Here is an 11777-nt window from a genome sequence, read left to right as displayed (position 1 = left end):
GCGGCAACATATCCGGGTAAGTGGAACGGGCCATAAGCAGGCGGGCATCCTCCGGGATATCCGTCCAGTAAAGGTTTTTCCCCTCCCCGGCTTTCAGTGCCACCGCCCTGGCATCAAACAGTTTGCCGTCCACCCATAACTCCACCGTAGTGACCACATCTTTGCTCCCGTTATTTACTACCCGTACCATAGTAACCGTTGCATTGCCCTCGCGCCTGGTGGCCGGTGGCGTAAGGGTTAAATTATCGTCCGCCTTCCCTACCTTAATATGAACTATCTCCGGAGGAAGGGGCGTATGGGGCGGAATTTTCCCCAGGTTACCGTCGCTAACGATAACGGTCAGCGGTTTTTCCATTCCTTTGACCAAGGAGCTGGCCAGGGACAGGGCCGGCGCCAAGTTGGCCTCCTCCCCGGTAACCGTTACTTCATTTAATCGTTTTTTCAAAACCGACTTATCAGAAGTGGCCCGGGCAACTACTTCCGGCAAAGCAGCCATCTTAATAATGGTCATAGTATCTCCGGCACCCATTTCGTTAATTAAGGCCATAACTTCCTTCTTGGCTGCGTCAAAGCGACTGGGGCTCACATCCACCGCCTGCATGCTGGCAGAGGCGTCAAGCAGGACCACCAGGTTGCGCCCCCTAGTTCCAGCGGTCATTAAAGAAGGCCGCAGCAGGGCAAAAACCAGGGCCAGGGCAATCAAAATTTGAAGAAACAGCAATAGATTCCTGGTTAGCTTTTGCCACGGGGCATTGGCCCGGGCGTCTTTAAGCACCTGCCGCCATAACAGGGTGCTGGGGACTTCGATCTCCCTCCGGCGCATTTTGAGCATATATAAAATTATAATGGCGGGTATACTTAGGGCGAACCAAGCTGCCCAAGGGTTCAGAAAATGTACGACATTCAACCTAACACTCCCACCTTTGGCAGCGAACGCAAAATCACGTCTTCCAGAGGCATACTGCTGTCCAGTTGCAAAAAGGTCATGTTGCGAGAACTGCAAAAGTTCCGCAGCCGATCTATATATTCCCGCAGGAGCTTCCGGTACAAAGCCAGCAATTGCGGGGTAAGGGAAATTTCCTCCGCTTCTCCCGTCTCTACGTCGACCAACCGTAAATCTCCCCGCAGGGGAGGGTCAAGCTCCTCCGGAGAGAGCACCTGCAGAACAATAACTTCCTGTCCCAGGTACTGCAGGTAAGCCAGTCCTTCCCGGTACCCGGCGGGTGACAAAAAATCGGAAATCACCACCGCCAAACCTTGACGCCGCCTGTATCTGGCAAAGCCTTTCAAAGCGGCGTTCAGATCCGTCTGTCCCCCCGAAGGTAAGGATTCTAGAAAATCCCAAACCTTCCATACCGCTTCCCGGCCGCGAACCGGCGGCAGGTAATGGGAAAGGCCGGTGGTAATCCCTCCTACCCCCACCTGTTCAAGACTCATCAATCCAAGGTAGGCCAGAGCTCCTGCGACCTGCCGGGCAAAACGTTCTTTCCTGCCCTCCCCGCAAGCCATGGAAGAACTGCAATCTAAAAAGAGATGAATAATCAAATCCTGCTCTTCAACGAACATTTTTAAGAAAAGCTTTTCTAATCGGGCATAGGCATTCCAGTCTATCAGCCGGAAATCATCCCCCGGCGTATAATTGCGGTAATCAGCAAACTCTACCGAAGCACCTCTTTTGGGCGAACGACGGTCTCCGGACAGCTTGCCTGCCAACATTCGTTGCGTATAGATATGTAATTGTTCTAATTTCTTTAAAAACTCGTTATCGAAGAGGCGAGAACGCATGATTTGGGGCCTCCGTTATTCTCTTCCACTTCATATTTCCAACGGTACTTCCTCCAGCAGCAGAGAGATAATCCGGTCCGGGGTGTACCCTTCCGCCTGACCCTCAAAGTTGAGGAAAACCCGGTGGCGAAGGGCGGGGTACGCCACATACCTTAGATCGTCAAAAGCTACGTTGTAACGCCCTTCCATCAAGGCATGGACCCTGGCCGAGAGCATGAGGGCCTGTAATCCTCGCGGACTCGCACCGTACCGGACATACTTTTTTACCCCTTCTGGCGCTTCCGGCCGTTCAGGGTGAGTAGCCATTATCAAACGGACCGCATAATCGGTGACGTGGGGTGCTGCGGGCACCTCCCTGGCCAACTTTTCCATAGCCAGGATTTCTTCGCCGGTAGCTACCGTTGATGCCACCGGCTTTTCGATGCCGGTAGTCCGATTCATAATTTCCACCAGTTCCTCTCGGGAAGGAAACTCTACCAGTAACTTAAATAGAAAACGGTCAACCTGGGCTTCCGGCAGAGGGTAGGTGCCCTCCATTTCCAGCGGGTTCTGGGTGGCCAGTACAAAAAAGGGACGGGGCAGTTTTCTGGTCTGCCCTCCAACGGTCACCGACCCCTCCTGCATGGCCTCCAGAAGAGCGCTCTGGGTTTTCGGAGTGGCACGGTTTATTTCATCCGCCAAAACCAGGTTGGCAAACACCGGTCCCTCCCGGAAAACGAACTGCCGCCGTCCCTGCTCTTCCGTCAGCACCTGGGTACCTACAATGTCTGCCGGCATTAAATCGGGAGTGAACTGAATACGGGAAAATTTCAGGGAAAGGACCTGTCCGAGAGTTCGTACCAGCATGGTTTTCCCTAGCCCCGGCACCCCCTCCAGCAGGGCATTCCCCCCCGGCCAGCAAGCATATTATGACCTGACGAATAACATCTTTCTGGCCCACTATTACTTTGCCGATCTCTTCTTCTATCTGTAGCACTTTGGAAGTGAACTCTTCCGGGGATATTACCATCTCTGAAAAACCTCCCTGGCATTTTTAGGGTTCCAAGGAACTGAAGTAGTCCCTGACTATATCTTCCATGGCCGGGGGAATGTAGCTTCTGTCCAGGTGTCTTCTGGCCTGCTCTCGGTATTCAGTCAGCACCTCGTTATAGGGTCTGATAAGGCCGGGTACCGTAATACCGTTAAGCGTCTCCCGGTAACCGGAGGCTCCTTCGCCTGCCTGCGCCGGTACCACCGAAGGATGGCCGTCGACCTCCAATCGGGTGATCGGATCATAAATCATTTCATAATTTCCCGTTAAATTTGGGGTAGGTAATTCGGGCGTAGTCCCCGGCTGACCCGGCCCCAACGGATGGTTGCTCCCGGCATTGCCGTTGCCGCTCCCCAGACCAGCACCGCCCGCCGAACCTCCGCCTTGACTGTCCTCCCGGCCTTGCCCGCCGGCCGTACCATGGCCGTTCCCCTGACCGGACTGGGCGCCCCCACTTTCGGAAACAGCCCCCGGCCCGGCGGCACTGGAAGCGGAATTGCCGGAAATTCCCTGGCCGCTCTCCCCGCCATTCCCCCCGGCCCCCGGTGCCGCCTGCGGACTACCGGAACTTCCGCTCATGGCTACGGTGAGAATACTGGACGCTTGCGCAATCTGCCTCCTGGCCTCCTGGACCGTGGAAATCGCTTTGGCCAGCGTCTGAGGTGTATTCCCTTCCCTGAACCTAGCCCATTGCTCTCCCGCCTGCAGGAGTTGTTTCACCGCCTCCGTTAATGTGCCCGCGGATAAACTCTTTGCCGCCCCCGCCAGGGCGTTTCGGCCCAGGTCCGCCCGCGCCCGGCCTGCGGCTTCTTCCAAAATGTCGGCCAGTGAAGCCATTTCTTCCGAAGCCAGCCCTTTCAGTTCCTGGGCCAATTTTTCCAAGGCCTTTCGAATAGTTTCCCCGTCTCCTTCTCTGATCGCCTCGGCAAGAGAGGAGGTAAGATCGGACCGGGACAAAATTTCCGCCACCTCGGCCAGAGACCTTTCTTTCTCCTCTTCCTTTCTCAAGAGGACGTTAAGTTCTTCTTCGGTGCGGGACAGGGCTTTTATACTTTCTTCAGCTTCCCCGGCCCGTTTCAGTCTCTCCTCAAGTTGTTCCAACGCCGCCAAAATCTCTTTTTCCGTTTCCGTAAGTACCGGTTCCCGCCGTCTAATCTCTTCCACCAGGTGAGTAATTCTTTTCTTTTCTTCCTCTATCTCCTCCCGTGCCCTCTTTTGCCGGTCCAATAATTCATCCATCGGATTGGGCAAAATTATAGTCAACAACAGCGCCACCAAAGCTACCAGCGCAGGTCCCCAGCTCTTAACCGGAAACTGCAGGGGCAAATCCCTCCGGGGTACAATCTTTTGCAGGCTTTTTAAGGCATCCTCTCTCTGCTTTTCCCACAGGGCACCGCTCTGATCAACCAGGGCTGTAGTTAACCGCTCTTTTAAACCCAGGTCGTCCCCGGCTCGGGCCGCTTCCCATACGCCGGGCCGCTTGATAAAGGCCATGCCGAACGCGAGTCCACCCAAAACAACAAAGGCTATTCCGGCGTACCAACGAGCATTTTCCCAGGGAAACAGGCGGGAAATAAACAGCACTTCCGCCGCAGCAAACAGCCCGGCAGCCAGAATAAAGGGAAGTCTCACCAGGAAAAAATTTAACTGTACCCTCCTCAAAAGCGGCCTTAAGGCCTTCACCATTTCCCGGTTAAAATTAAGCTCCTTCTTGGATACCACCGGAACGCCCTCCCCTCAGGGTTCGCTTGAAGACGGGCAGGCCCAATTTCCCCCTTCCGACCGGTGTGATAGCTTTGGTTGCCACCCATAACAGAACTATTATGATCGCAAGCTGTACGCCAAGGGTAACACCCAACACTTCCCAATCCAGCGTCGGCGTGAAATTTCCCTGCGAAACCTGGCCGATCTCCCACAATACCCGCTTCCCCCAGCCGTTCTTTAGAGTGAGCAACAAAGGAGTCAGAGGATTAAAGTGAAAAACGAACGGTAGTGTCTGAAACTGGACGTTATAGGCGACCTGGTACCGGTAGATTGCTCTCGCAAAGCCACCAATCATGTACGTCCCTATACCTAGAAAGAGAACGGTTAGATAGGTTAACACTGTCGCTACCTGGGTGCGGCGGGAAACGGCAGAGTAGAAAAGTCCAATACTGCCCAGATAGACAGCGGTAAAAATATAAATCCCAAAAGTCAAAAGAATCTCCGACGGCGCCACCCCGCCCAGCAAAAATACCAGACTAAACAGGGGCAGAGAGGAAAAAACAAGCAGAAGTAAATAGCTCAAGGAGGCAACCAGTTTACCCAATACAATGGATCTTGCCGATAACTTGGTGACCAACAACAGGTCCAATGTCTGCCTTTCCTTTTCCCCGGTGATGGCCCCGCTGGTAAGCGCGGGAGTTACAAAAGCAATCAAACCGAACTGAACTACGGCCATTACCATGTATAATTCCATACCCAAGCGATAACTTATTACGTACCTTCCTCTAGTATTCAACCACAAAAAGGCCAGGGTTATCAGTCCCAGGACTGCCAGGTACGCGGTGATGGTGGCGGCGGAGCGCCAGGTTCGCATACGGGAACGGAACTCTCTGTCCATCACGGAATTAAGTTTCACTCTTCTACCCCCTCGGTTACCTGCAGGAAGATATCTTCCAGGTTATGACTATTTTCATGAAAGGAAATGACCGGAATATCTTTCTTAACCAGCTCTCTAAGGGTATCGCGGAGATGCTCCGGCCCGCCCAAAAGTCTGGCCTGTAAAACATTGCCCTCCACGGCCACCTCTCCCAGCCAATCCATGGCCTCCATGAGGGCAGCCGCTTCCTCTGCCCTATCCAACACTGTAACCTTTACCACCCTGGAAAACTGGAGTTGCTGCATAATGGTATCTACCCGTCCGCTGATAACCATGCGTCCCCCTTCGATAATTCCCACCTCGGTACACATCTCGGCCAACTCCGGCAAAATATGAGAGCTGATTAAAATGGTCTTGCCCATTTTCTGTAGTTCTTTCAGTAACTCCCTCATTTCCAGCCGGGCCCGGGGGTCAAGACCGGAGGCCGGTTCATCCAACAGCAGCACTTGGGGGTCGTGAACCAGACAACGGGCCAGACACAACCGCTGTTTCATCCCCCTCGACAGAGAATTTACATAGGCTTCTCTCTTATGAGACAACTCCACCAACTCCAGCAGGTCGTCGCATATTTTTCTTCTTTTAGCCCGGCCAATGCCGTAACTGGCCGCATAAAAATCCAAGTATTCGCTCACCTTCAAATCATCATAAACACCGAAGAAGTCGGGCATGTATCCTATCAACTCGCGAACCCGCTCCGGGTAGGTGACTACATTCACCCCTGCTACGTAAGCTTCCCCGGCCGTAGGCTGCAGCAGGGTAGCCAGGATTTTGATAGTGGTACTTTTGCCTGCTCCGTTAGGGCCTACAAAGCCGTAGATGCTCCCCTCGCTAACCGAAAAGGTAAGGTCCTTCAAGGCTTGAAATTTACCGTAATTCTTACGGAGATTCTCCACTTTCAGCATTGGCCTGCCGCCCTCCTTCTACACCCACGGAGAGATTATTTATCCATGTATACTGGTCGCTGTTATTGCTAAGTTTGACTCTAACCAGTCCCTCGGGAGATAAATATTCCTCAGCCTTAATTCCTGAACCGGTTAGCCGGAAATCATCCCATGTATTTTTTCCCCAGTTGTAAATTTGGGCCGCCGTGTAGTTGTTGCTCAAGCCGGCGCTGAACCTCAATTCCTCCACCATCGGAACTACCTGTTGGGGGATTACAGCCTGAAAGATCATACTTCCCTCGCTGAATCCGATAACGCCGGGCCTTTCCATACCTGTTCTTCTGGCGTCTGTATACACCGGCTTCATCTCCACAATTCCCGTGGGTAAGTTGCCTCCACTGCCTTCGACGTTAATCTCCAGGCCGGTCGTAAACATATTGAGATGGTACTCCTTGGGGGTTCTACCGTTTACCTTAACCCCAGTCAACGGATCCTCCGAAAAACCTACCATTACCACTCCGGGGCTGGACTGCTCTCCTTCCCAGCCATACGTTCCTTCTAAAATCTGAAGTTCCCGGTTAATCTGCCTATCTCTTTCGCTCCTCCCGCTACCTTGGGGTTGCAGGGAATCGAGCATTTGGTGGAAAAACGGTCTTCCTCCCTGGCTTGCATAAGGAATTACGGGAATATCAACCTGGACCTTCTCCCCGTCCTTCAGGCTGGATATCGCTTGGTACTGGCCTTGACTGGTGAATACCAAAACATCTCTCAGGTTATACCCGGTACGGTTGGTAATCTCCCCTGTAATACGACCGTTTTCGGTTCGGAGGTTGCTTTCAATCCTTCCGGCATTAAAGTTATGATCAAAGTAGAAACTGCGCAGAGACCACATATTCATATTCAACATTTCCACCTCGGTTTTCTCCCCGTAATGAACCCGGGTGGTCACCGGAACATTGGATATATTCCCTCCGTAGTACGGGCGGTCGTAATTTCGCCCGGCGTGTACAGCAACCTTCCCCGGCAGTTGTATGCGGTAGGAACTCTTAGTAGGAGCGAAGATACCCGTATAGGTACGGGCTTGACCTGTATCCAGTTCCACTACATGAATATAGGTGGCAATAATGTCCCGACCTTTACCCTTTATGCCGACCAAATATACTCCCGAAGAGAAAAGAATAACCAGAAGGGGTATGGTAACCCAAGCCAGATCTCTTTTGTCCAGCTTGTTGAGGACAAAGTAATTCCCGAAGCCCAATATGCCTATATAGACGAGCAACAGAACGATAACCAGCCAAAAGGGTGGTATAACATTGAAAGGAAGCTGGCTTAAAGCACTAAACAAGCCGTACGGGTAAACAGGCCGAGCAATTTGCTTTAACGTTAAATTAGGCGGTCCGAACATGGAATAGATACTGGACCATAGAAACCGGTTACCTTTCCAAGAAGCCAAAGGTTCCAGGGTTAAGTCTAAGGCACTGTAGACAACATTCCCTTTGCCTACCTGCTTCCAGGCCAGGACAGGGATATCCCCTTCGCCGACCACCACCCCGGCGCCTTCCACCAGGCTGCCCTTCGCCATCACATATTTTCCTTCCGGAATCTCTTGACCTGTATATTTCTCAAGGGCAGGTATGGCCGGAACTTCCTGTGTCCCTTCAATGTTAACCACCTGCAGGCTTCGGGGAATGCCTTCCACCGTTCTTTTCCATCCGGGCCCGGTGCCTATCACCAGCAATTTGCCGCCCCGTACCCAGTTTTCAATAGCTTGCCATTGCTCTTCCTTCAAACTGCGGGTGGGAAAATCGTTAATTACCAGCACATCCAAGGAATTCAACACTGCTACTTCTCCGGGTACATTTTCCGCCGTCCAGCGGAGTACCTTAATAAACCTGCCTAGTTGTGTAGGTAAATTGAAGGCGGCCAAGTAATCCAGCCCGCCCGGGTCTGCCGCCAGCACGGCGATCAATACAGGATCTCCGTGATACAGGGAGGGAGATTTCCGGGCCAGTGCACGTCCGTCGGTCACAAACGACACCTCAAAATCTCTAATTGCGCCGGGAACTGACAAAGCCATAGCAATCTTTTTGGTGCTGCCTTGGGGAAGCACCACCTTTACCACATGTTCCGTGAGCTCTTCCCGGTTCTCGGCAGGAATCTTCACCACTATATCCCCTTCTATATCCGGTCCGGTGTTGACCAGTTTCACCTTCACGGGCACGACGGCTCCCGCCTTCAGATAGCCGTCAAATCCGGCCTCAACCTCCATATGTAACGGCGAAACATCTTTCCCTTCCTGCGGCCGGGCGAAAATAGGCCCGCTAAAAGCCGTAAAAAAAGCTGTAACTAATAAAATCAAAATTAGCCGGTAGCGCAAATGAATTTCCCTCCTAAATTTAAAACCTTACCCTCCTAAATTTATTTGACTCTTCCTCTTTCCCAAAAGTTCCCTTTGACGGGTAAAAATTTTCACTACCCTGAGCCTAATAGGCCAAGCCGGTCTATGGAAGCAGAAAAACCGCCGTTGTACGGCGGTTATAAGTATTTTTCTACAATTTATAAGCAGCCGCCAAGCGGGCTATCGACCGGTCATAAGTCTTCTCCGCTTCGGGCGGGAAAAAGCAACCAGGTACCTCGTTGAACTGACGGTGATAAGCTACACACTGACAACAGTTACCCTTGCGAGGGCAGGGTTCATAGGTACAGGTACATTTCTTTTTGTTCTCGTTGACCGCACATTCCATAGTCTTAATTCCCCCTCTTTTACGGCTTCTTTAGATCACACTCAACCATACCTTCGTAGCACTCATCACAGAGAAACTGCTCGCATACCGGGCACAGACGCATATCCGGCGGATGCCGGTCGAGACAATCGTAGCAATAAGAAGTGTCACAATGCCGGCAAATAATGCCGTAGACATCCCGCTCCTTGCAACGATCACAAACGGGTATCCTCATAGCTGGCCCCCCATGCCAAGCTTGTTCACTTTTAGAATTCTTCAACGACTTCCCATAATCCTGCTAAAATTAACCCTGACATAATAAAAAAAGCAGACCGCAACCAGTCTGCTTTTCTACCCTACCATGCTTAAACTCTGTTGATCCTTAACCATCCAGACCTTATCTCCGTTATTCAACCAAGCGGCATTGGCTTCATCCGTATCCAAGTGTAATTCCAAACGGAAGCGGGGATGAACTCTGACCAATACTTCATGGAAAGTAACTGGTCGCTGACCCCCGATAAATACGGTTACTTTATCGCCATCTTTTAGATTTGCCTTCTGGGCATCGGAGGGGGACATGTGGATATGGATGGCAGCCACAATCACACCCTTCTCCAGCACGGCGACTCCCTTCGGCCCTACTAGCAGACACCCGGGAGTACCTTCCAGGTGACCTGACTGCCGGACGGGTGCATCTATCCCCAAGCGAAAACCGTCGGTACGGGAAATTTCTACCTGAGTTTCCTTCCTCACGGGACCTAAAATACGGACACCCTCAATTATTCCCTTTGGACCTATCACGGAAACCGTTTCTCGGGCGGCAAATTCCCCTTGCTGGGATAAGTCCTTTAGTTTAGTCAACTCATATCCCGCACCGAAAAGTTTTTCTAAATCTTCCTGCGATAAATGGACGTGACGGTTAGAAACACCTGCCGGAACCTGCATAATACCCTTCTTCATTCGTAGAAGACCTCCTTGTAATTACCATTCACCGACGGTTTTCGACCGTTCACCCTTCAATTTCTACCATTCACCTTAATTATACAACTCTTGACGGTTCCGGCGCAACCTAGCGAGGATAAGTTCTAAAATAGAAAATTTTCAGTTACTGTATAATCTGAAAATTCTTCCATGTGCCGATAAAAAATGGTCGCCATCTAACCTGACTGCGTTTCTTTCAATCGCTCCATAATGTCTTTGAAAACTTTACTGATTTTCTCCCGAATCACCACTTCTGCCTGGTTATCGTAGGGAGTAGGCATCAAATTAATAATGACCAGTCTACGGGCCAATTGAGGTAGTCCCGCGACCGGGTAGACGGTGAGACTGGTCCCCACTATTAGCAAAAGATCACAGCCGCTCAGTACCCGGCTTGCCTGGTAAAAATCCTCGGCCATGGGATCTTCGAAGAGCACCACATCAGGACGTATAATTCCCTTGCATTCGGGGCACAAAGGTGGGTTAACGCCTTTGTCCAATTGAGCAGGAATTAACTCAAAATCAAAACGTTTTTTGCACTCCATACAATGACAGGTTCGCAGGTGGCCGTGAACTTCCCAAACCCTCTCGGAACCGGCCTTCCGGTGCAGGCCGTCGATATTTTGGGTAATAACTCCCATCAAATAACCCATTTTTTCCAGTTCGGCCAAGGCATAATGACCGTAATTAGGCTCAGCGTTTCTGAACTTGCTCCAGCGGGCCATAGTGTTGGCATAGAACTGGGCAGGATTCAGCCTTAAAGCGCTCGCCGAGGAGGTTTTTATCGGATCCATCTTTTCCCACAAACCTGTTCCCGGGCTGCGGAAATCCGGAATGCCACTCTCAGTGCTGATGCCTGCCCCGGTTAAGGCGAAGGCTCTTTTGGAACTCCGCAATAGGTCTACAATTCTGTCTATCTTCTCTTTATAGTCCACAGGGTGCACCCCTCCTTTTTGGAAAAATTCTAGGGTCAGTAATTATGCCGTCCCCCTGGTCTTGCGCCGTAATATAATATCTGGAATTAATTCCAGGGATAAAACCTCAATGTATGGCCCTTTAGGAGGCTCTTCCTCATATCCCCAGGAAGAAGACCTGACCAAGATACACTGTAATCCGGCCTCCAAGGCGGGATTAATATCCGATTTGAAACTATTCCCCACCGACCAGCTTTCTTCCGCTAAAGCCCCTGTGTCCCTCACAATTCGCCGGTAGAGGGAAGCGTCCTTTTGTAAAACTATCTCGATATGGTTGAAATATTTATCTAACCCGGTTGCTCTTATACGCTCCCGCTGCAGTTCCCGGTCTCCTTTGCTGAGAAGAACCAGAAAATACGCTTTCTGCAATCGCGCCAAAATTTGCTCCGCTCCCCTCTTGACTTCCGGCACCTTTTCTACCGCCCACCAACCCAGCCGTTCCACCATCATTCTAGTCTCGGCGCTAACAGTTCGACCTTTCACTCGACAGTAATACTCGTAAGTTTGAAGCAAAGCTCTAGGAAAGCAGTCCTTGGCAAAACCCCCGGCTTTTTCTACGTTAGCAATATCGAACCGGTCCAGAGTTTCCAGAATATCGGGAGCGTAAATTCCTTCGTGTTTCATGAGCCGGCAAAACTGTTCTTTTGCTTGGTCAAATACCGGATTGGTTATAACCAGTGTATCGTCAAAATCAAAGATGACTGTTCTCATTTCTCCCCTCCCCTACCGCTCTTCCTTCTTTAGCGATGCCATTCATACTATTTT

General features: G+C 51.3%; 11 protein-coding genes and 1 pseudogene. All 12 read right to left on the bottom strand.

What is annotated here, in order from left to right; translation table 11 throughout:
- Nucleotides 1–907 (bottom strand): vWA domain-containing protein (locus KKC1_RS04670; protein WP_143288672.1); only part of this gene is annotated, 907 nt, incomplete at its 3' end.
- The gene (locus KKC1_RS04665; RefSeq protein WP_088553341.1) at nt 904–1785 is read right to left on the bottom strand and encodes a DUF58 domain-containing protein; all 882 of its coding nucleotides are present in this window, start codon (nt 1783–1785) and stop codon (nt 904–906) included. The genes KKC1_RS04670 and KKC1_RS04665, both read right to left, overlap by 4 nt.
- A gap of 30 nt (nt 1786–1815) precedes the next feature.
- Nucleotides 1816–2794, bottom strand: a pseudogene (locus tag KKC1_RS04660) (AAA family ATPase).
- A gap of 24 nt (nt 2795–2818) precedes the next feature.
- Entirely contained in the window at nt 2819–4537 is a 1719-nt protein-coding gene (locus KKC1_RS04655) for a coiled-coil domain-containing protein (RefSeq protein WP_088553340.1), read from the bottom strand.
- Complete coding sequence (locus KKC1_RS04650) at nt 4515–5435, bottom strand: ABC transporter permease (RefSeq protein ID WP_088553339.1); 921 nt, start codon at nt 5433–5435, stop codon at nt 4515–4517. The genes KKC1_RS04655 and KKC1_RS04650 overlap by 23 nt, the downstream gene beginning before the upstream one ends.
- On the bottom strand, nt 5432–6358 hold the full coding sequence (locus tag KKC1_RS04645) for an ABC transporter ATP-binding protein (protein ID WP_088553338.1): 927 nt from the start codon (nt 6356–6358) through the stop codon (nt 5432–5434). Before KKC1_RS04645 ends, KKC1_RS04650 begins: the two co-directional genes overlap by 4 nt.
- Complete coding sequence (locus KKC1_RS04640; RefSeq protein ID WP_088553337.1) at nt 6333–8714, bottom strand: hypothetical protein; 2382 nt, start codon at nt 8712–8714, stop codon at nt 6333–6335. Before KKC1_RS04640 ends, KKC1_RS04645 begins: the two co-directional genes overlap by 26 nt.
- 172 nt (nt 8715–8886) lie before the next feature.
- Nucleotides 8887–9081: a DUF6485 family protein gene (locus KKC1_RS04635; RefSeq protein ID WP_088553336.1), complete on the bottom strand. Its 195-nt coding sequence runs from the start codon at nt 9079–9081 to the stop codon at nt 8887–8889.
- Between the two features lie 19 nt (nt 9082–9100).
- The gene (locus tag KKC1_RS15660; RefSeq protein ID WP_143288671.1) at nt 9101–9295 is read right to left on the bottom strand and encodes a hypothetical protein; all 195 of its coding nucleotides are present in this window, start codon (nt 9293–9295) and stop codon (nt 9101–9103) included.
- Nucleotides 9296–9411: 116 nt separating this feature from the next.
- Nucleotides 9412–10020 (bottom strand): phosphate propanoyltransferase, encoded by a 609-nt coding sequence (gene pduL / locus KKC1_RS04630; RefSeq protein WP_088553335.1) that lies wholly within the window; start codon nt 10018–10020, stop codon nt 9412–9414.
- 197 nt (nt 10021–10217) lie between these two features.
- Nucleotides 10218–10973: an SIR2 family NAD-dependent protein deacylase gene (locus KKC1_RS04625; protein WP_088553334.1), complete on the bottom strand. Its 756-nt coding sequence runs from the start codon at nt 10971–10973 to the stop codon at nt 10218–10220.
- Nucleotides 10974–11015: 42 nt separating this feature from the next.
- Complete coding sequence (locus KKC1_RS04620; RefSeq protein ID WP_088553333.1) at nt 11016–11723, bottom strand: HAD family hydrolase; 708 nt, start codon at nt 11721–11723, stop codon at nt 11016–11018.
- Between the last annotated feature and the right edge of the window lie 54 nt (nt 11724–11777).

It is taken from the genome of Calderihabitans maritimus, from assembly GCF_002207765.1.
In the GTDB taxonomy this organism is placed as follows: Bacteria; Bacillota; KKC1; order Calderihabitantales; family Calderihabitantaceae; genus Calderihabitans; species Calderihabitans maritimus.
Note: the sequence above shows the minus strand (reverse complement) of the source record. Positions and strands in the feature narration are given on the sequence as shown.

Bases quoted from the DNA above. Each gene is read 5' to 3' on its own strand.
- KKC1_RS04635 (WP_088553336.1), bottom strand. From the start codon at position 9,081: ATGGAATGTGCGGTCAACGAGAACAAAAAGAAATGTACCTGTACCTAT.
- KKC1_RS15660 (WP_143288671.1), bottom strand. From the start codon at position 9,295: ATGAGGATACCCGTTTGTGATCGTTGCAAGGAGCGGGATGTCTACGGC.
- KKC1_RS04645 (WP_088553338.1), bottom strand. From the start codon at position 6,358: ATGCTGAAAGTGGAGAATCTCCGTAAGAATTACGGTAAATTTCAAGCC.
- KKC1_RS04620 (WP_088553333.1), bottom strand. From the start codon at position 11,723: ATGAGAACAGTCATCTTTGATTTTGACGATACACTGGTTATAACCAAT.
- pduL (WP_088553335.1), bottom strand. From the start codon at position 10,020: ATGAAGAAGGGTATTATGCAGGTTCCGGCAGGTGTTTCTAACCGTCAC.
- KKC1_RS04665 (WP_088553341.1), bottom strand. From the start codon at position 1,785: ATGCGTTCTCGCCTCTTCGATAACGAGTTTTTAAAGAAATTAGAACAA.